This is a genomic window from Inquilinus sp. NPDC058860 (assembly GCF_042743185.1).
Taxonomy (GTDB): Bacteria; Pseudomonadota; Alphaproteobacteria; order DSM-16000; family Inquilinaceae; genus Inquilinus.
Window position 1 is genome coordinate 17,601 of the sequence record NZ_JBHYMS010000011.1, and the last position, 19,044, is coordinate 36,644.

The 19,044-nt window shown below is 69.5% G+C and carries 17 protein-coding genes; 5 read left to right on the forward strand and 12 right to left on the reverse strand.

Features of this window, described 5'->3' with window-relative positions; all coding sequences use genetic code 11:
• Nucleotides 1–762 carry an MBL fold metallo-hydrolase gene (locus ACFW16_RS09840; protein WP_380304293.1) on the forward strand — a complete coding sequence of 254 codons (762 nt, stop codon included), beginning with the start codon at nt 1–3 and terminating at the stop codon, nt 760–762.
• Nucleotides 763–863: 101 nt separating this feature from the next.
• Here ACFW16_RS09840 and ACFW16_RS09845 read toward each other — a convergent pair whose 3' ends face one another.
• Nucleotides 864–1,040 carry a hypothetical protein gene (locus tag ACFW16_RS09845; RefSeq protein ID WP_380304295.1) on the reverse strand — a complete coding sequence of 59 codons (177 nt, stop codon included), beginning with the start codon at nt 1,038–1,040 and terminating at the stop codon, nt 864–866.
• A gap of 259 nt (nt 1,041–1,299) precedes the next feature.
• Between ACFW16_RS09845 and ACFW16_RS09850 the strand changes: the two genes are divergently transcribed.
• Nucleotides 1,300–1,758, forward strand: coding sequence for a hypothetical protein (locus ACFW16_RS09850; RefSeq protein ID WP_380304297.1), 459 nt, complete (start codon nt 1,300–1,302; stop codon nt 1,756–1,758).
• Nucleotides 1,759–1,785: 27 nt separating this feature from the next.
• Nucleotides 1,786–2,826: an L-glyceraldehyde 3-phosphate reductase gene (mgrA, locus tag ACFW16_RS09855; RefSeq protein WP_380304299.1), complete on the forward strand. Its 1,041-nt coding sequence runs from the start codon at nt 1,786–1,788 to the stop codon at nt 2,824–2,826.
• Here mgrA and treF read toward each other — a convergent pair.
• The 10 genes from treF to ACFW16_RS09905 all read right to left on the reverse strand — a co-directional run bounded on the left by treF (nt 2,823) and on the right by ACFW16_RS09905 (nt 16,712).
• Nucleotides 2,823–4,490, reverse strand: a complete 1,668-nt coding sequence (treF, locus tag ACFW16_RS09860) for an alpha,alpha-trehalase TreF (RefSeq protein WP_380304301.1) — start codon at nt 4,488–4,490, stop codon at nt 2,823–2,825. The two genes, mgrA and treF, sit on opposite strands and share 4 nt — an antisense overlap.
• A gap of 72 nt (nt 4,491–4,562) precedes the next feature.
• On the reverse strand, nt 4,563–5,987 hold the full coding sequence (locus ACFW16_RS09865) for a glycoside hydrolase family 15 protein (RefSeq protein WP_380304303.1): 1,425 nt from the start codon (nt 5,985–5,987) through the stop codon (nt 4,563–4,565).
• A 107-nt stretch (nt 5,988–6,094) separates the two neighbouring features.
• Nucleotides 6,095–6,319, reverse strand: a complete 225-nt coding sequence (locus tag ACFW16_RS09870; RefSeq protein ID WP_380304305.1) for a hypothetical protein — start codon at nt 6,317–6,319, stop codon at nt 6,095–6,097.
• Between the two features lie 48 nt (nt 6,320–6,367).
• On the reverse strand, nt 6,368–7,660 hold the full coding sequence (locus ACFW16_RS09875; protein WP_380304307.1) for a glucoamylase family protein: 1,293 nt from the start codon (nt 7,658–7,660) through the stop codon (nt 6,368–6,370).
• Nucleotides 7,657–9,510 (reverse strand): ABC transporter ATP-binding protein/permease, encoded by a 1,854-nt coding sequence (locus tag ACFW16_RS09880; protein ID WP_380304309.1) that lies wholly within the window; start codon nt 9,508–9,510, stop codon nt 7,657–7,659. Before ACFW16_RS09880 ends, ACFW16_RS09875 begins: the two co-directional genes overlap by 4 nt.
• A 629-nt stretch (nt 9,511–10,139) precedes the next feature.
• A complete protein-coding gene (locus tag ACFW16_RS09885) occupies nt 10,140–11,072 on the reverse strand; it encodes a 3-keto-5-aminohexanoate cleavage protein (protein WP_380304311.1) in 933 nt (310 codons plus the stop codon).
• Between the two features lie 17 nt (nt 11,073–11,089).
• Entirely contained in the window at nt 11,090–12,034 is a 945-nt protein-coding gene (locus ACFW16_RS09890) for a 3-hydroxyacyl-CoA dehydrogenase (RefSeq protein WP_380304313.1), read from the reverse strand.
• Nucleotides 12,035–12,047: 13 nt separating this feature from the next.
• Nucleotides 12,048–14,567 (reverse strand): ATP-binding cassette domain-containing protein, encoded by a 2,520-nt coding sequence (locus ACFW16_RS09895; protein ID WP_380304315.1) that lies wholly within the window; start codon nt 14,565–14,567, stop codon nt 12,048–12,050.
• A gap of 11 nt (nt 14,568–14,578) precedes the next feature.
• Nucleotides 14,579–15,454, reverse strand: coding sequence for a branched-chain amino acid ABC transporter permease (locus ACFW16_RS09900; protein ID WP_380304317.1), 876 nt, complete (start codon nt 15,452–15,454; stop codon nt 14,579–14,581).
• A 4-nt stretch (nt 15,455–15,458) separates the two neighbouring features.
• Entirely contained in the window at nt 15,459–16,712 is a 1,254-nt protein-coding gene (locus tag ACFW16_RS09905; RefSeq protein ID WP_380304319.1) for an ABC transporter substrate-binding protein, read from the reverse strand.
• Between the two features lie 150 nt (nt 16,713–16,862).
• Between ACFW16_RS09905 and ACFW16_RS09910 the strand changes: the two genes are divergently transcribed.
• Together ACFW16_RS09910 and ACFW16_RS09915 are read left to right on the forward strand one after the other, a co-directional pair.
• Nucleotides 16,863–17,555, forward strand: coding sequence for a GntR family transcriptional regulator (locus tag ACFW16_RS09910; protein WP_380304321.1), 693 nt, complete (start codon nt 16,863–16,865; stop codon nt 17,553–17,555).
• Nucleotides 17,556–17,576: 21 nt separating this feature from the next.
• Nucleotides 17,577–18,353: an SDR family oxidoreductase gene (locus ACFW16_RS09915; RefSeq protein WP_380304323.1), complete on the forward strand. Its 777-nt coding sequence runs from the start codon at nt 17,577–17,579 to the stop codon at nt 18,351–18,353.
• A gap of 65 nt (nt 18,354–18,418) precedes the next feature.
• On the opposite strand, the gene ACFW16_RS09920 is transcribed toward ACFW16_RS09915, so the two are convergent.
• A complete protein-coding gene (locus tag ACFW16_RS09920; protein ID WP_380304325.1) occupies nt 18,419–18,931 on the reverse strand; it encodes an RNA polymerase sigma factor in 513 nt (170 codons plus the stop codon).
• Nucleotides 18,932–19,044: the final 113 nt, after the last annotated feature.

Consider the following 19,044-nt stretch of genomic DNA (forward strand, 5'->3'; position numbering starts at 1 on the left):
ATGCGTGTGACGGTGCTCGGCTGCGGCGGTTCGATGGGCGTGCCCATGGTCGGCGGCGTCTGGGGCACCTGCGATCCCGCCAATCCGCGCAACCGCCGGCGCCGCCCGTCGATCCTGGTGCAGAGCGACAGCACCACAATCCTGATCGACACCTCGCCGGACCTGCGCGACCAGCTGCTGGACCACGACGTCAAGCGGGTCGACGCGCTGCTCTACACCCACGCCCATGCCGACCACATCCACGGCATCGACGACCTGCGGCCGCTGGCCTTCAAGCAGCCGATCCATGCCTATATGGACGCCGCGGTGCGGCAGGAGCTGGAGGAGCGCTTCGGCTACATCATGACCTCGGTCGAGATGGACCGGGGCTTCTACCACCCGTTCCTGGTGCCGCATCTGCTGGACGGGCCGTTCCGGGTCGGCGACATCGACATCGTGCCCTTCGAGCAGGACCACGGCCGCGTCGTCTCGATGGGCTATCGCTTCGGACGCTTTGCGTATTCGACCGATGTCGTCCGCCTCGACGACCGCGCCTGGGCGGCGCTGGAGGGGGTGGAGCTGTGGATGGTCGATGCGACGCGGCCGGAGCCGCATGTCTCGCACGCCCATCTGGCGCTGACGCTGGAGTGGATCGAACGGCTCAAGCCGAAGCAGGCCTGGCTGACCCACATGAACCACCAGATGGACTATGACGGGCTGTGCGCCCAGCTGCCGGCCCATGTCCGGCCGGCCCATGACGGCCTGGTGATCGAGATCGGCTGAGCCAGGATCCGTAGGTTGGGTTCGCGGCACGCGAACCCAACATCCTGATGCGAGGGACAAATGTTGGGTTCGCATTCGCGAACCCAACCTACGGCAGTGCCTCAGCGGCGCGGCGGCCGGCGCGGCTGCGGGGCCGGATTGGCGGCCTGGTTCGCGGCGGCGCGCTCGGCCAGCGCCAGCTCGGTCTTCAGCTCGGCGATCTTGCGGTCCATGGCATCCCGCAGCGTCTTCGAGGTGTGGATGCCGAGATGGGCGCGCTTCTGCTCCAGCTCCTGCAACTGCTTCTGCTTTTCCTCGCGGTTCCGGCGAATCGGGGCGCCGTCGGACCGCTGTCCGTCAAAAGAACGCATAACTGACCCTACACTGGGTTTTCGGAGGGATGCCGTGGGCACGGCCCCGGGGGCCGCGCCGCATCCGCGGAAGCGCTGGCCTAACCGATCCGGGGGCCATCGTGCAAGCTGGTATGTCGTCCATCCTCGCGCTAGGGTCGCTGCCTTACGATCGAGGGGCGGGGACGTGCAGCCATCGACACGCAGCTTGCGACTCTGGAGCGCCGCGGCCCTGATGCTGCTGATCTGCCTGTTCGCCGTGGCCCCGGCCGGCGCCGGCCCGAAGGATCACCGCTTCCGCATCGTCGACGAGCTCGGACCCGACCAGATCGAGGAGCTGATCGCCGTCGGCATCGACGGCCGCACCGTCGGCGTCCTCCACGTCACCAGGGACGACCCGATCGCCGAGCTGCAGGTCAAGGTGCCGGCGGGGCGGGCGGTGCGCTACGAGCTGTGCGGTTTCCTGATCGTCGAGACGCCCGAGGGCGGCCGCCGCCAGCACCCGATCAACCACACCGGCACGATCGCGGACGCCGATGGGCGCGAGCTGAAGGCCTTCAACCAGAACAGCGAGATCTTCTTCCTGCAGGACAGCGCTCCGCAGGACGCCGATGCGGCGAAGACCGCGATCGTCGGCACCGGGCAATGCGCACAGCCGGTCGCCTGACGACACCACGATAGGACGGACACAGCCATGCAGACGCCCTGGATCGCCGATACGGCGCGCTACGAGACCGCCCCCTTCCGCCGCTCCGGCCGCAGCGGGCTGCAGCTGCCCGAGATCTCGCTCGGCCTGTGGCAGAACTTCGGCGGGGTCGACCACGTCGAGACCGGCCGTGCCGTGCTGCGCCGCGCCTTCGACCGTGGCGTCACCCATTTCGACCTGGCCAACAATTACGGCCCGCCCTACGGCTCGGCCGAGGAGAATTTCGGCCGCATCTTCGCCGCCGATTTCCGGCCCTATCGCGACGAGCTGCTGGTCTCGACCAAGGCCGGCTACGACATGTGGCCGGGCCCCTACGGCAATTTCGGCTCGCGCAAATACCTGGTCGCCAGCCTGGACCAGAGCCTCCAGCGCATGGGGCTCGACTATGTCGACATCTTCTACTCGCACCGGCTCGACCCCGAGACGCCGCTGGAGGAGACGATGGGCGCGCTCGACCATGTCGTGCGCCAGGGCAAGGCGCTCTATGTCGGCATCTCCTCCTACTCGCCGGAGGCGACGCGCCAGGCCGCGGCGATCCTGAAGGATCTCGGCACGCCCTGCCTGATCCACCAGCCCTCCTATTCGATGCTCAACCGCTGGATCGAGGACGGGCTGCTCGACACGCTGCAGGAGCTCGGCATCGGCTGCATCGCCTTCTCGCCGCTGGCCCAGGGCATGCTGACCTCGAAATACCTCGACGGCGTGCCGGAGGATTCGCGGGCCAAGCGCGGCCGGTCGCTGCGCTCCAACCTGCTGTCGGAGGGCAACATCGCGCGGATCCGGGAGCTGAACGCCATCGCCCAGCGGCGCGGCCAGACCCTGGCACAGATGGCGCTGACCTGGGTGCTGCGCGACCCGCGCGTCACCTCGGCCCTGATCGGCGCGCGGTCGGTGGCCCAGCTCGACGACAGCCTCGACGCACTGAAGGGGGCGCCGCTGACCGCCGAGGAGCTGGCCGGGATCGACCGGCACGCGCTCGACGGCGGCATCGACCTGTGGCGCGCCTCCTCGACCGCCAAGGCAAGCTAGGGGGTCGGGCGCAGGGGCTGGATCTGCGACGGCAGCCGGTTGTCGTTCGCCGCCGTCAGGCAGGCGATGTCGCCGCCGCCGGCGGTGGTGAGCTGCGGGTAGAGCGCCAGCAGCCGCCGCGTCACGCCGTTGGTCCAGCCGAAGCCGTCCTGGTTGGGATACTCCCCACCACCGGCGCCGAGCAGGGTGCCGGAGACGTCGTACTTCTCGGTCAGCTTGCCGGTCTCGGCATAGACGTCGGCGACCCGTTCCGTCCAGCGCCGGGCGATGGTCTCGGCCAGAGCGTCATGGCCATAACGCGCCAGGCCGCGGACCGCCAGCCACTGCAGCGGCGCCCAGCCGTTCGGCGCGTCCCATTGCTGCCCTGACGCGGTCTCGCTGGTCAGGAGGCCGCCGGGCGCGAGCAGCCGGCGCTCCAGCGTCTGCGCGACCTGCCCGGCCTGTTCCGGATCGGCGAGGCCGAAGAACAGCGGGTAGGCTGTCGCCAGGGTGACCGCGCCGGTGCGCCGCCCCTCGCGCCACAGATAATCGGTGAAGACGCCGGCCTCCGGGTCCCACAGGACCTTGCCGATCGCCGCGGCGCGCAGCTTGGCACGGGCCTCCAGCTCCGCCGCCTGCTCCGGCCGCTGCGTCGCCGCATAGGCCTTCGCCAGGACGGTTTCCAGCTCGGCCATCAGGCTGTTGAGGTCCGGCGGCACCAGCGCCGTGGTGCGGATGCCGGCGAGGGTCTTGCCGTCGGCGAGCCAGCGCGAGGAGAAGTCCCAGCCGCTCTCCGCCGCGGCCCGCAGGTCGCGATAGACCTCGGCCGGGGCGCGGTTGGTCGCCCGTGCGGTCTCGACATCCTCGCGGTAGGATTCGTCGCGCGGCTGGTCGCTGTCGTCCCAGTAGCGGTTCATGAGGGTGCCGTCGGGCAGCCGGACCACACGGCGATGGGCCTCCCCGGGGGCCAGCGAGTCGGCGCCGTCCATCCAGAAGGCGTATTCCCGGGCCAGGCTGGGCAGGAAGGCCTTGTAGGTCGCGGCCGGGTCGTCGCTGCCTTCGGCCACCAGCTCGACCATCGCCGCGAAGAAGGGCGGCTGCGACCGGCTGAGATAATAGCTGCGGTTGCCGTTCGGGATGTGGCCGTAGCGGTCGATCAGGCTGGCGAAGTTCGCCAGAACGTCGCGCGCCAGATCCGCCCGCCCGCTCTCGATCAGGCCGAGCATGGTGAAGTAGGAATCCCAGTAGTAGACCTCGCCGAAACGCCCGCCCGGGACGACATAGAGGTTCGGCAGCGGCAGCAGGGAGGAATGCGGGTCGGACCGGGTCGGCGGCCGTTTCAGCACGTCCCACAGCGCGTCGATATGGCTGCAGACGTCCTGGCCGGGGACCGAGCGGTAGCCGCTGTCATGCTCCGCCGGAGGCGTGAAGTATCGGCGTACGAAGGCCGCCAGATCGAAGCCGGCCTTCCTCTTCTCCTCGGCGTAGCGGCGCAGGATCACGCGCGGCTCCGCCTTCGGCTGGGCATCGACGAAAGTCTTGCCGTCGGGAAAGACCTGCTGCAGTTGCACGTCCCGGAACAGCTCGCCATAGACCTGCGACGGCGGCTGTTGGGCCAAGCCAGGCAGCGCGACGAGCGAGAGGCCCAGCAGGAGCAGGACGGCGCGGGCGCGGGAGAGATTCATGGGAGATTCTCCAGGCCTTATGACAGGAACATAGGGTCTGCCATCAGGCCCGGCCAGATCGTCGAGGCTGCGTCAGACCGGCGCGGCCCGCCGCCGAGCATCGACCGCGGTGATGAAGCCGGCATAGCTCCAGCCCAGATGCTTGGCCGAGGTCTGGGCGCCGGTCGCGCGGTCGATTTGTTCGGACAGCGCGCCGTCGGGCGGGGTAAAGGCCTGGACCGTGGCCAGGAAGGCGTCGCCGCGATCGCGGAAGGCGGCGGCCAGGCGCCGGCTGTCGACGTCTTCCTCCCGCGGCTCGGCGGCCAGAACGCGAGTGACGAAGCCGCGGTTGTCGGCGGTCAGCGCGAAGGCCGCGCCGCCCGCCAGTGCCGCCGCCAGGCGACAGTGGAACTCCGCTGCGGCGAGAGTCGCGATATACCAGGCGCCGCCGCCGCAGTAGCGGTCCTCGCGATAGCGGCCGAGCGCCGGGGCAGGGCGCCCGGCATTGATCGGGAACAGGCCCGCGAACAGGTCCTCCAGCGCAACCAGCGTCGCCTGGGCTTTCGGGTCCAGCACGCTGTGCGGCCCGGACGGAAGCCCGGCATGGAGCACGCCGAGGATCGCGGCGATGTCGAGATCGCGGCCCGCCGTGCCGGACGCAGCCGGCAGCAGGCTGGCATAGGCCCGGGTCTCGGGCCGCCAATGGCCATCAAGCGCCGTCGCAAGGGCCGAGGAGGCGTCCCGGCACCGCCCGGCGGCCTCGGCGTCGCCCTGCGCCTCGAGCCACTCCGCCCCGCGGCGCAGTGCGGCGCACTGCACCACGCGGGTGTAGTAATCGTGGCCGAGGCTGTCTTCCCAGATCTCGAAGCTGGGCTCGGCGTGATGCGCCAGGACGAAGTCCAGGTCGATGCGCAGCAGTGCGGCCGCTTCGTCCCGGACATCCAGCTCCAGCACGCCGTCGTCGAGGCAGCGCTGCAGGATCAGGGCCCGCAGCGCCGATCCGTCATGCTGCGGCCGCGACCAGTTCAGCGTGTCCAGCGTGCCGTCCGGGTTGACCCGGACCTCGCCCCAGACCCGGTCGCCGGCGACGCCGCGCAGATCGGTCTCGGACCGGACATGCTGCACGACATCGGGGTCGACGCCCTGCCGTGGATCGCCCTTGGCCAGGACATCGGCGCCGGTCAGGCCGCGCAGGCCGAGGCTGAAGCGGATGAAGTCGCGGATATGGCCGGCGTCCTCGGCCGGCCGCGTGCCCTGCGCCACGAGGATCCTGAGCGCATCCATCACCAGCGCCGAATCCCGGAACCAGTGGAAGAAATAGTCCGGGTCGGGGTCGTAGGCGCCCATCACCGCCGAGGCCACGACCGATCCCGGCCGCGGCACGATGCGCTGGCGGAAGGGCGGCCGCTCCTTCACCAGATGGGTGGCGGAGACGCCGAGCGTCAGGTCGCGGGCGGCGATCGCGTATTGCCGGTCGAGCCAGCCCGTGAAGGCGGTGTCTGTCGTAGGAGGTGTCATCGACCAGATTGAGATCTGAAATGAAGATCGCTTGCTAACTCTTTAATGTCATTGCCGGGTCAAGCCCGGCATGACAAATGAGTTCGGTCTGAACGCGCCCGAGGAGCTCAAGCCTCGATCAGGCCGAGACGGGTCTCGATCCGGTCGAGCCGCTTTTCGATTTTGTCGAAGCGCACGGAGTGCTCGGCCAGAACGACTTCGATTCGCGCGGTGTTGACCTCGAGCCGCCCGACACGGGCGGTCAAGTCGTCCAGGCGATCGACGACGCGGTCCATGCCGGCACGGAGATGCCGGAGATGTTCGAGGACGAGGTTTTCGGTCTTCTCGTTCATGGGCGGGCCAGTCTAGCAGAATTCCCGGGAGTAGGGCGATGACAGCCGTCACCGCTTTCCCAGATGCGGGCTCTCGAAGCCGAGGTTGCGCAGGCCGCGCTGCACGTCCGGATCGCTCATGAACAGCCGCCACAGCAGGCCGCTGCGGTGGTTCTCGATCATCACCACGATCGGCCCCTGGTCGATCGCCAGATAGGTGTCGGCCACCCAATCGGCCTGCTCGGAGAAGGCGTCGACGAAGCCGTATCTGTCCCAGATCCGGTCGCCCAGCTTTTCGTAGAAATGCCGCAGCGCCCGCATCGACTGCTCGGGCGTGTAGGGCATCGCCGACAGGGCCGCGGTCGGGGTGATGACGCCGAGGTCATTGTCCGGCGCATGGGCCGAATAGCCGCCCGGGGTGTCGCTGGCCGTGAGGCCCCAGCAGTCCGGCCCGTAGCCCTTGAAACCGTTCGGATTGCGGACGCAGTGTTCGTGGTTGATCAGCGTGTGCCGGCGGTTCTGCTCCCAGTAGTCGGCGTACTGGTCCTTCAGGCCGCGCGGGTCGAGGCCGAGGAAGGAGTAGTGGCTGAAGAACAGCGGCCCGCCATAGGGCATGCCCAGCGGCAGCTCGATGTCGTAGTAGCTGCGCTGGCTCAGGAACCAGCGGCCGACAGCCCAGCCGCGGTGATAGACCTCGGCGTCGATGGCGTAGCGCGGCGAGGACGCGGCCATGACATAGGTGATCAGGCACTCGTTCCAGCCGCGGATCTCGTGGCCCAGGCCCCAGCCGTTGTTGGCGCCCCAGTGCCAGAACAGCACATTCAGCCCGCCGCGCGTGTACCAGTTCCACTCGGTCTCGTTCCACAGCCAGCCGATATGGTTGCGCAGCTCGGTCTCGGCGGCGGTGTCGCGGTCGAAGTAGCGGCGGGCGGTCAGCAGCCCCTGGAACAGGAAGGCGGTCTCGACCAGGTCGCCGCCATCATCCTTGCGGCTGAACGACACCGTGGCGCCCGTGCGACCGTCGAGGAAATGCGGGAACACGCCGTGATGCGAGGTGGTGTGCTCCAGGTGGCGGACGATGGTCATCAACCGCTCCACTGCGGCCGCTCGCGCGATCCAGCCGCGTTCCGCCGCGACGATGATCGCCATGATGCCGAAGCCGGAGCCGCCGGTCGTGACCCAGTCGTTCGGCGCCTTGCCGGCGCGGTCGGTGCGGTCGGGGATCATGCCGCTGACCGGATGCGCCACCTCCCAGAAGAACTGGAAGGTCTGGCGCTGCACGAGGTCGAGCAGGGCGTCGTCCGACAGCGCCGCGGCGCCCTTCTTCGGAGCACGGCGGGTTGCGGCAGGCCGTTTGGTCATTCCATCGGGTCTCGGTGGTGGAGCAGGGGGGCGAAGCCGGCGGAGGAGGGGATCGCCCGCCGCGGCGGCCGGCCGATCGGGATCCGGCGCTCGCCCGTGACCTCGTCGGTCAGGTGCAGCCGCAGGACGCGGGTGTAGAAGCCGTTCTTGACCTCGCGCCGGGCGATGGTGATCACCGCCGTCTCCGGCAGCTCCTGCTCGAAGATCGACATCGCGGTCTTCCGCCGCTCCTCGTCCAGCGCGTCGACCATCTCGTCGATGAACACCCATTGCGGCTTGTGCAGCAGCAGCCGGGCGAAGGTCAGGGTCTGCAGCTCGTCGCTGGTCAGCTCCTTGTCCCAGTTCTTGACCTGGTCGAGCGAGATCTCGTGATGCCCCATCTCGGTGCGCCGCAGCGCGGAGCAGATCTGCTCGTCGGTGAAGCCGGATGCAGCCATCGGGTAGGTCAGGGCATCGCGCAGCGCGCCGGGCGGCAGGTAGGGCCGCTGCGGCAGGAACATGGTGCGGGCCTGGGGCGGCATCAGGATGCGGCCGGTGCCCCAGGGCCACAGCCCGGCGAAGGCGCGGAACAGCGTGCTCTTGCCGCCGCCGGTGCGGCCGACGATCAGAACGTGCTCGCCCGGCTTGATCTCGACCTGCTCGTCGTCCAGCACCGCCAGGCCGCCGGCCGACAGCACGCCCAGTTTCTCGAAGCCCAGCGTGTCGCCGGTGCCTTCGGCGATCTCGATCCTGCGCGGCTCCCCGTTCAGGGTCTCGAGCGTCACCAGGGTCTCACGGAAGCTCATCACGCGCAGCAGCGTCGCCCGCCAGTCGGCCAGGTTGCTGAAGTTGTCGACGTACCAGCGCAACGCCTGCTGCACCTGGACGAAGGCGCCGACCGCCACCATCAGCTCGCCGAAGGTCAGGTCACCGCCGAAGTAGCCGGGCGAGGCGACCAGGATCGGGGCGACGATGGTGAACCAGCCATAGCCGGCGGTCACCCAGGTCAGGTTGGTGACGGCGCGGACATAGCGCAGCATCACCGTGATGATCCGGTCGAGGTCGCCGTCCAGCCGGCGCCGCTCATCGGCCTCGCCGCTGTCCAGAGTGATGCCGTCGACATGTTCGTTGACCCGGACCAGCGCCGCGCGCAGATCGGCCTCGCGGGCGTAGCGTTCGGCATTGATGTTGATCAGCGGCCGGCCGACGCGCCAGCTCACCCAGGAGGCGGCGGCGGCGTAGAGCAGGGCGCACCACACCATGTAACCGGGGATCGACAGCGCCATGCCGTCGACCCTGAGGACGATGCCCTGGGACAGGATCCACAGCACGCCAACGAAGCTGATCAGCAGCAGGGTCGACTGCAGCAGGCCGATGCCGAGATCGGTCGACAGCTCGGTCAGATGGCGCGTGTCCTCGTGGATGCGCTGGTCCGGGTTCTCGCCGATCTCGCCGGCGCCGGCCAGGCGGAAGGCGCGCTTCGGCTTCAGCCACTCGCCGAACAGGTCGCGGGTCAGCCCGGCCCGCAGCCGCACCTTGAGCGTCTGGTTGAGCCAGGCCTGGGCGACATTGAGCGTCAGCAGCACGCCGGCGATGAAGACGAAGACCACCAGCTGATGGAGGAAACCGATCAGGCTCTTCTGCGCCAGCGCGTCGTAGAAGGGCTGGTTCCAGGCGTTCAGCCGGATCTGCGCCGCCGCGGTCAGGGCGACGACGATGACGACGCCGACGATGAGGATCAGGATCCGCTTCCAGTCGGGCGATGCCCGCAGCGTCCGGAACAGGGTCAGGAGCTGAGAGGGGAGAGTCTGGCTGACGATCGATGGGCCGTCACCAGCAGCCGTGTGCGACGCCTCGGGCGCCTGTGCCATTGAACCTGTCCGATCCCTACCGCTTCTTGCGCTCCCCTTCGGGATGCTTGCCTCGATCATACCCAGAGACGCGATGTCGGTCGTGCACCGAATTGAAACACCAGGTTTTGTGCGGGCTTGCGCTCCCATCACGCCACCCGTTCCGCACGGGCGACGACGCAGCGACGGTAGACTCGGTGGGAAAGCGCCCCGCAATCGATCGACAATCGTTCAGTGTCGTGACGCACCGAAGCGGCAGAAGAAACCGCTCCCTGCCTCGTCATATCGACAATCATGTCACTTCTAATGATCCGCATCTCAGAAACAAAATGACTGCTACATTGAGAGAAAGCTGATAAAATCCAGCGCAAGACAGGATCTCTAATGCAAGGGTAGCATGGAGTCTGGGCCGATCCTCCATCAATATCGGATGAAGCCGGCGAAACGAGGGCAGCATCGCCACATTGTCGAGTATCGTGAGATTCCGGCCACAGCGATGACCGTCCTGACGCGGCAATCGACCGAATCTGGCGAGTCAGAGGAATCGAGACATGGGCCGTGTCCATGTCGGCATGGAAACACGGGCCGCCGACCCGGGCTGTGACCGTCGTAACAGCTGCGCCCGGGCCGTTCCCGGTTGCCTGGCCGCGTCAGAACGACACGCGGTCGCCGCCCTTCAGCTCCAGGATCTCGCGGGCCTCGTCCGGCGAGGCGATCTCGAGGCCGAGCCCCTCGATGATCTGGCGGGCGAGACGGACCTGCTGGGCGTTCGAGTCCGCCAGCTTGCCGGGGCCGGCCCAGAGCGAATCCTCCAGCCCGACGCGGACATTGCCGCCCATCGCCGCCGCCATCGCCGCGATCGGCAGCTGGTTGCGCCCGGCGCCCAGCACCGACCATTCGTACTGGTCGCCGAACAGCCGGTCGGCGGTGCGCTTCATATGCGCCACATCCTCCGGATGCGGGCCGATGCCGCCGAGGATGCCGAACACGGTCTGGACGAACAGCGGCGGCTTCACCAGGCCGCGCTCGAGGAAATGGTGCAGGTTGTAGAGATGCGAGGTGTCGTAGCACTCGAACTCGAAGCGGATGCCGTCGTCGCCCAGCGTCCGCAACACGAACTCGATGTCCTTGAAGCTGTTGCGGAACACCAGGTCGCGCGAGGCTTCCAGCGCCTCCGGCTCCCAGGCATGCTTGAACTCCTTGAAGCGGTTGAGCATCGGGAACAGGCCGAAATTCATCGACCCCATGTTCAGCGACGCGACCTCCGGCTTGAAGGTCTGGGCCGGCAGGATGCGCTCCTCGACCCGCATCCAGGGGGCGCCGCCGGTGGTCAGGTTCACGACGCAGTTCGAGCGCTGCTTGATCACCTTGAGGAAAGGCTCGAAGGCCTGCGGCGTCTGGTCGGGCTTGCCGGTCTCCGGGTCGCGGGCGTGCAGATGGACGATGGCGGCCCCGGCCTCGGCCGCGCCGATCGCCGCCTCGGCGATCTCGGCGGCGGTCACCGGCAGGTGGGGCGACATCGACGGGGTGTGGATCGCCCCGGTGACGGCGCAGGTGATGACGATCTTGCGGCTCTTGGCCATCTGGTCTGTCCTCTGGCTCAGGAAACGGTCGGGTCTTCGGGCTGCGCCGCCTTGTGGGCCTTCAGCGCGGCGAGGCGGCGGTCGCGCCAAGCGCTGCGGGCGGCCAGCCGGGCGGCGTCCGGGGCCTCGCCCCAGCCGGCCAGCAGGCGGGCGACGGTCGGGCCGTCCCACACCTCCGGCTTGGCCGGGTCGGCGGCGAGGCGGCGGTAGAAGCCGGTATAGCGGGCGCAGTAGTCGGGGATGCCACCCGGCGCGTTCAGCTCGATCGTGCCGAAGGGGCCGAGGAAGGACCAGCGCAGGCCGAGCCCGTCCTTGATGGTCTTGTCCAAGTCCTGCGGACTGATCACGCCGTCGCCGACCAGCCGGAAGGCCTCGGCCAGGAGGGCGCCCTGCAGGCGGTTCAGCACGAAGCCCTCGACCTCGCTGTGGACCGTGACCGGCTCCTGCCCGACGGCGCTGTAGATCCGACGCGCCCGCTCGATCGTCTCCGGCGCGGTCCAGGGCGCGCCGCACAGCTCGACCACCGGCACCAGATGCGGCGGGTTCACCGGATGAGCGACCAGGCAGCGGTCGCGACCGGCGAGGCCCTCGGTGAAGCGCGAGGCGACGATGGCCGAGGTGGAGGAGGCGAGGATCGCGTCGCGCGGCGCCAGCCGGTCCAGCTCGGCGAAGGCCGCGCGCTTGATCCCGACGTCCTCGGGAAGGTTCTCCTGCACCAGCTCGGCCTCGGCCACAGCCTCAGCCATCGACTCTGCGGCCCGGACCCGCGCCGCAGCGCCGGCCGGGTCGTCGACCAGGCCGTGGCTGGCGAGATCCACCAGCCCCTCGGCGATCAGCCCCGGCGCGGCGTCGAGGGCGGCGGCGCTGGCGTCGGTCAGCCGCACCTGCCAGCCGGCGGCGGCGAAGACGATCGCCCAGGATCGGCCGATCAGCCCGGTGCCGATGATCGCGACGGTCGACATGCGTTCCTTCCTTTCACAGCCAGAGCACCTTGCGGCGCAGGTCGAGGTCGTCCCGCAGCGCCTGCGACGGGCCGGCATGGATCACGCGGCCCCGCTCCAGCGCCACGGTACGATCGGACAGGGCGAGCGCCAGGTCCAGATTGTGGTCGACGATGACGATCGAGAGGTCTTGGCGCAGCCGGTCGAAGCTCTCGAACAGCTGCTCGACCACCGCCGGGGCCAGCCCCTCGAACGGCTCGTCCAGCAGCAGCACCCGGACGTCGCCGGATAGGGCGCGGGCCACCGCCACCATCTGCTGCTCGCCGCCCGACAGGTAGTCGGCCGGGGTGTGCAGCCGTTCCCGGATCCGCGGGAAGTACTCGAAAATGCGGTCGAGGTCCCAATGCGTGCCGTGGCCGCTGCGCCGCTGCGACCGGCCGAGGCCGAGATTCTCGGCGACGGTCATGCCGGCGAACAGGCCGCGCCCCTGCGGCACGTAGCCGATCCCCAGCCGCGCGATCGCCGCCGACGGCAGCCCGGCGATCTCGGCGCCGTCCAGCCGGATGCTGCCGGTGGCGGGCGGGGCGATGCCGATCAGGGTCTTCAGCAGGGTCGACTTGCCGGCGCCGTTGCGGCCCAGCAGGGCGACGATCTCGTGCCGGTGCAGGGCGAAGGCGACATCGGCCAGGATGTGGCTCTTGCCGTAGAAGGTGTTGACGCCCTCCAGGCCCAGCAGCGTCTCGGGTTCGGCGGCGCTGGGCCGCGGCTTCGCCGCCACCGCGGCGGCGCCGGAGCCGATATAGACCTCCTGCACCCGGGGATCGCCGCGGGCGTCCTCGACCGTGCCGTCGACCAGCACCCGGCCCTCGTTCATCACCGTCACCGCATCGGCGATCTGGAACACGCGGTCGAGGTCGTGCTCGACCAGCAGCACCGGGATATCGGCGGAGATGTGCTTGACGATGTCGCCAACGCGCTGCCGCTCCGCCGCCGCCAGCCCGGCCAGCGGCTCGTCCAGCAGCAGCAGGCGCGGCCGGGTGGCGAGCGCCAGCCCCATGTCGAGCAGCCGCTGCCCGCCATAGGACAGGGTGCCGGCCTCGGCCCGCTCGATCCCCGTCAGGCCGAGATATCGCAGCAGCGCCGCGGTCTCGGCCTCGATCTCCGGGATGGCGCGGGCGGCGCGCCAGGGGGCGAAGCGCCGCGGGTGCCGCGCCTGCACCGCCAGCCGCAGGTTCTCCTCGACGCTCAGCGCCGGGAACAGGTTGGTGATCTGGAACGACCGGCCGATGCCGGCGGCGCAGATCCGCTCCGGCGCCAGGCCGGCGATGTCGCACCCGTGCAGGGCGATGCCGCCGGCGTCGGGCGTGAACATCCCGGACAGCAGGTTGAACGCCGTGGTCTTGCCGGCGCCGTTCGGCCCGATCAGCGCGTGCAGCGACCGGTCGCGGACCGCGATGTCGACGCCTTCGACCGCGCGGATGCCGCCGAAATGCTTCGCGAGACCCGAGGCGACGAGGACCGGCCCGCCGCCATGGCCGGCCGGGCGCAGGAAATCCGGCAGGGCGCCGGCGGCTCCGGCCTGCCGGCCGGCCATCGCCGCGGTCCCCGCCGGCGGTGGGCGCAGGGTGGTCAGGATGCGTCCCGCGATGCCGACAAGGCCGTTCGGCGAGAACAGGATGAAGCCGACGAAGAGCAGCCCGAACCACAGCAGCCAGTCCGGCGTCCAGATCGACAGGAACTCGCGGAACAGGATGTAGAACAGGGCCCCGAGCGCCGGCCCCAGGAAGCTGCGCATGCCGCCGATCACGACCATGGCCAGGAGCTCGCCGGAGAAGGCGATCGACAGCGGGTCGGCCGAGGCGAAGCGGTGGTTGAACACCGAAAGCACGCCGGCCAGGCCCGTGATTCCCGCCGACAAGGCGAAGCCCAGCAGCTTGATGCGCGTGGTCGGGTAGCCGATGAAGCGCGCCCGCTGCTCGTTCTCGCGGATCGCGACCAGCACGGTTCCGGCCGGCGAGGCGTGGAAGCGCCGCAGCGCCAGCACGACGGCGAAGCCGATCACGGCGACCATGGCGTAGTAGGTCCAGGACTCCTCGAGGTCGAAGCCCAGCAGCGCGCCGCGCCGCAGCCCGCCGAGCCCGTTCTCGCCGCCGGTCAGGGCGGTCCACCGGAAGGCGACGGCGTAGAGCAGGGCGGTCAGCGCCAGGGTCAGAAGCGAGAAATAGACGCCGCGCCGCCGCAGCACCAGCAGGCCGGCGGCGGCCGCAGCAATCAGGACGAAGGCGACGGCGAACAGGCCCGGCAGCACGATCCCGCCGGGAAACCAGTGCAGCTGCGCCAGAGCCGCGGCATAGGCGGCGAGGCCGAACCAGGCGCCATGGCCGAAGGAGACTAGGCCGGTCCGCCCGACCAGGATGTTGAGGCCCAGGCAGGCGATGGCGAAGACCACGACGTCGGTCGCCGAGGTCAGGGTCAACCCGACCGCGAGCAGCAGCCAGGGCAGCAGCACCAGCCCGAGCGCGGCAACGATGAGGGCGAGGACATCCTTCCGCATCCCGGACATCCTCATTCGAAGCGCAGGATGCGCTCGCCGAACAGGCCGCGCGGGCGCAGCAGCAGGACGAGCGCCATCAGCGCGTAGACCGCGGCCTCGGCGGCGGAGGGGTAGACCGTCACCATCACCCCGCGCAGCGCGCCGACGAGGAGGGCGGCCAGGACCACGCCCCAGAAGGAGCCGAGCCCGCCGATGACCACGACGACGAAGGCCCCGGTCAGGATCTCGGCCCCCATGGCGGGATGGACGCCGGCGATCGGCGCCAGCATCACTCCGGCCAGCGCCGCCAGGCCGACGCCGAGGAAGACCACGGCGCCCATATAGGGGGCGAGCGAGATGCCCAGCGCCCCGACCATGTCGGGGTTCTGCACGCCGGCGCGCACCACCCGGCCGAAGGCGGTGCGCTGCAGCAGCCACCACAGAGCCGCGACGATGACGACGACGCCGGCCAGGATGGTCAGCCGATAGCGCGACAGCACGAAGTCGCCGAGGAAGACCTGGCCGCGCAGCATCCGCGGGATGGAATAGGGCAGGGGCGCCGCGCCGAAGCCCATGCGCAGCAGCTGCTCGATCACCATGGCCAGGCCGAAGGTCAGCAGCAGCGACAGGATCGGGTCGGCCCGGTAGAAGCGTCGGAACAGGAATCGTTCCAGCAGCAGCCCCAGCAGCCCGACGGCCACCGGGGCGGCGACCAGCGACCCGCCATAGCCGATGCTGGGCGTCAACGACACCGCCAGATAGGCGCCGATGGCGTAGAAGGCGCCATGCGCCAGGTTGACGATGCCGCCGAGGCTGAAGATCAGCGACAGCCCCAGCGCGATCAGCAAGGTGATCGCACCGGTGAACAGGCCGTTGACGATCTGCTCGGTCAGGAGGGCGACGACCACAGGGTCAGCTCGGCATCACGCAGGCGGCTTCCTCCTCGGTCGGCGCGATCGCCTCCAGCGGCTCCTCCGGGCCCGGCACCGGCGGCGAGGAGGTGAAGATGTCCCACTGGTTCTCCACCTCGTCCGGCGGCAAGGCGGTGATCGCATAGAGCTCGGTCATCAGCTGGTGGTCGCGGGCGCGGAAATGGCCCTCGCGCGTCTTCATCACGTCGAACTTGGCGCCCTTCTCCAGGTATTCGACGATCGCCGGGCTGTCGGTGGTCTTGGTCTCGGCGATGGCGCGGACCAGGATCTTCAGCGCGTTGTAGTCGCCCCAGGCCTGGTTCTCCGGCGGCTTGCCGTATTTCTGGCTGAAGGCCTCGACGAAGGCCTTCGAGGCCGGCGTGTCGACCTTGTGGTGCCACAGCGACGGCCAGGTGCCGAGGAAGTTGCCCTCGCCGGCGCCCCAGGCCACCGCGGTGTCGAAGCCGAAGCCGGCGACCGGGAAGGACAGGCCGTATTCGGCGTATTGCTTGATGAAGTTGGTGATCTGGTTTCCGGCTAGGTTGGAGATCACCAGGTCCGGCGCCGCCTGCCGGATCTTCAGGAGATAGGCGGAGAAGTCGGTGGCGTCGGTCGGAACCAGCTCGTCGGCGGCGAACTGGCCGCCATTCTGCTCCATGAAGCGCTTGGCCACCTTCAAGAGGTCGTGGCCGAAGGCGTAGTCGGCGGTCAGCGAATACCAGCGCTTGCCCTTGACCAGATCGGTCTGCAGCAGCGCCCGGCCGACCGACTTCACATACATCGAGTTCGCGCCCTCGACATGGAACATGAAGCGCTTGCAGTCGGCGCCGCGCAGCGCGTCGGAATTGCAGCCGGTGTTGAAGAACAGGATCCTGCTGCGCTGCGCCACCTGGGAGATGGCGAGGCCGGAGGCGGAGGAGATCTCGCCGATGATGGCCGCCACCTTGTCGCGCTCGACCAGGCGCTCGGCCTTGGCCGAGGCGGTCTGTGGATTGACCGAATCCTCGACGATCAGCTCGACCGGCCGGCCCAGCACGCCGCCGGCGGCATTGATCTCCTCGGCCGCGAGCTGCACCGCCATCACGGCGTATTCGCCGAGCGGGCCGAGGAAGCCGGTGCGCGGCGTCAGATGGCCGATGCGCAGCGCATCCGCCTGGGCGCGGACGATGGCCGGCATGCCGAGCGTGGCAACGGCGGCGGTGGAAGCGGCGCCCTGCAGCAGGGCACGCCGAGTGAATCGGTGGTCTCCGGGCATTGGGATCCTCCCTCGTCAGACGCCGGCTTGGTTTCGTCCGTTCGAGCCGCGGCCGGACGGTCTGTGCCGTCCTTGCCGTGATCTGTGATCACAGTTAGGCTGGCCGAAATCGAGAGGCTTGTCGAGTCCCGGAAGGAGATAGGCTGAAGCATGGGCACCGGGCTGGCCGGCATGGCGCGGATCGAGCGGGTGACGCTCGGCGAGCGCGCCTATGGGGCGCTGCGCGAGCTCCTGCTGTCCGGCGCCGTGGCCCCGGGCGAGAAGCTGTCGCTGCGCAGCGTGGCGGCGACCCTCGGCGTCTCGATCATGCCGGTGCGCGAAGCGGTGAGCCGGCTGGTCGCCGACGGCGCGCTGGCGGTGCTGCCGAACCGGGCGGTCACCGTGCCGGTGATGACCCATGCCAAGTTCCGTGAGCTGACCACCGTCCGCCTCGCCGTCGAGGGCTTCGCCGCCGAGCAGGCGGCCGCCGGCCGGTCGGAGGCCGACCTCGCCGGGATCCGCCGGCTGGACGAGGCGTTCCGCCGCGAGGTCGAGGCGCCCCGGGCCGACGCTCTGGCGGCGCTGCGGCTGAACAAGGAGCTGCACTTCGCCATCTACGCCGCCACCGGCCTGCCGTCGCTGGTCGCGATCATCGAGGGGCTCTGGCTCAAGGTCGGGCCGGTGATCAACCTGGACCTCAAATCATCGACCGAGCGCCTCGTCTCCGGCGGGGCGGAGGGGTTTCATGCCGACTGCGTCGCGGCGATCGCGGCGCGGGACGGGCCGGCGGCGCGCGCGGCGCTGACCGCGGACATCGAGAACGCCGCCCGCTTCATCGTGGCGACCGGCCGGCTGCCGGACTGAACAACCGAGGAGGAGAACGTCATGGATCTCGGCATCAAGGGCCTGCGCGTCCTGGTCACGGCCGGCGCGTCCGGCATCGGGCGGGAGATCGTCCGCGCCTTCGTGGAGGAGGGGGCGCGGGTGCATGTCTCGGACGTCGACCGGGCAGGGCTCGAGGCGCTGGCGGCGGAAAGCCCGGCGATCAGCGCGACCCCGGCCGACATGTCCGACCGGGCGGCCGTGGCCCGGCTGTTCGACGAGGCCTTGGCGGCGCTGGGCGGGCTCGACTGCCTGGTCAACAATGTCGGCATCGCCGGCCCGACCGGCCGGGTCGACCAGATCGATCCGGAGGAGTGGGATCGGACGCTGGCCGTCAACATCACCGGCCAGTTCAACTGCACCCGACTGGCCGTGCCGCATCTGGCGAAAAGCGGCAACGCCAGCATCGTCAACCTGTCCTCCTCGGCCGGGCGGCTGGGCTTCCCGCTGCGCACGCCCTACGCGGCATCGAAATGGGCGGTGGTCGGCTTCACCAAGTCGCTGTCGATCGAGCTCGGGCCGCTCGGCATCCGGGTCAACGCGATCCAGCCCGGCATCGTCGAGGGCGACCGGATCCGCCGGGTCTTCGCCGCCAAGGCGGCGCAGCGCGGCGTGACGGCCGAGGCGATGCAGGAACAGTCCCTGGCGCAGGCCTCGATCCGGGAGATGATCCAGCCGCGCCAGCTGGCCGACCAGATCCTGCTGCTGGCGTCGCCGCGCGGCCGCACCATCTCCGGCCAGGCGATCAGCATCTGCGGCGACCTCCAGTCGCTGGCCTGAAAGACTGGTCCATCCGAGGGGCGTCGCCTCTCCCGCGGCCCCTTCCCGCGGGGGAGGCCATCCGATCAGTGATGGACCGCGCGATCCTCGTCCCCACGAAGGGCATGCCGCGCCCGCGCCAGGCGGGAGCGGATGGTGCCGATCGGCACGTGCAGGCGCTCGGCGGCCTCCTCATAGGAGGCGCCGTTGATCGCCACCAGGCGCAGCACCTCGCGATGGCTGCGCGACAGCGACGGCCAGCGTTCCTCCAGCTCGCGCACCTCGATCGCCTCGGTCTGGTTGGCCGGGGCAGGGAGGTCCCAGCCCTCGATCGGCACCATCTCGGTCTGGTTGCGCTTGCCCGAGACGAATTTCGAGAGATGGAGGCGGCGCATCATGACGATGAGCCAGGCCACGATGTTGCTGCCGGGGCGCCAGAGGTGGAGCTTGAGGGCAGCCCGCAGCAGGGTCTCCTGGATCAGGTCGTCGGCATCCGCGCGATTGCGGGTCAGGCTCACGGCATAGCGCCGGAGGTCCGGAATGCAGGGAGCGACGGTCGCGAGGAACTGTCGCTCGGTTGCGGCTGAGATGGCCGGCATCGGGGAGCGTCCGTGTTGCGACTGACTACACCGACGAAACCAATGGGCACCCCGACTGTTCCATTAAAATCGCTCTTCTTTCCGCCACGACGTGCAATGAAATTCCGCTTCGC

Coding starts and splice junctions, on each gene's coding strand:
- ACFW16_RS09890 (WP_380304313.1), bottom strand. CDS start 12,034: ATGTCGACCGTCGCGATCATCGGCACCGGGCTGATCGGCCGATCCTGG.
- ACFW16_RS09905 (WP_380304319.1), bottom strand. CDS start 16,712: ATGCCCGGAGACCACCGATTCACTCGGCGTGCCCTGCTGCAGGGCGCC.
- treF (WP_380304301.1), bottom strand. CDS start 4,490: ATGAATCTCTCCCGCGCCCGCGCCGTCCTGCTCCTGCTGGGCCTCTCG.
- ACFW16_RS09840 (WP_380304293.1), top strand. CDS start 1: ATGCGTGTGACGGTGCTCGGCTGCGGCGGTTCGATGGGCGTGCCCATG.
- ACFW16_RS09910 (WP_380304321.1), top strand. CDS start 16,863: ATGGGCACCGGGCTGGCCGGCATGGCGCGGATCGAGCGGGTGACGCTC.
- ACFW16_RS09875 (WP_380304307.1), bottom strand. CDS start 7,660: ATGACCAAACGGCCTGCCGCAACCCGCCGTGCTCCGAAGAAGGGCGCC.
- ACFW16_RS09895 (WP_380304315.1), bottom strand. CDS start 14,567: ATGCGGAAGGATGTCCTCGCCCTCATCGTTGCCGCGCTCGGGCTGGTG.
- ACFW16_RS09915 (WP_380304323.1), top strand. CDS start 17,577: ATGGATCTCGGCATCAAGGGCCTGCGCGTCCTGGTCACGGCCGGCGCG.
- ACFW16_RS09885 (WP_380304311.1), bottom strand. CDS start 11,072: ATGGCCAAGAGCCGCAAGATCGTCATCACCTGCGCCGTCACCGGGGCG.
- ACFW16_RS09865 (WP_380304303.1), bottom strand. CDS start 5,987: ATGACACCTCCTACGACAGACACCGCCTTCACGGGCTGGCTCGACCGG.
- ACFW16_RS09920 (WP_380304325.1), bottom strand. CDS start 18,931: ATGCCGGCCATCTCAGCCGCAACCGAGCGACAGTTCCTCGCGACCGTC.
- ACFW16_RS09870 (WP_380304305.1), bottom strand. CDS start 6,319: ATGAACGAGAAGACCGAAAACCTCGTCCTCGAACATCTCCGGCATCTC.
- mgrA (WP_380304299.1), top strand. CDS start 1,786: ATGCAGACGCCCTGGATCGCCGATACGGCGCGCTACGAGACCGCCCCC.
- ACFW16_RS09880 (WP_380304309.1), bottom strand. CDS start 9,510: ATGGCACAGGCGCCCGAGGCGTCGCACACGGCTGCTGGTGACGGCCCA.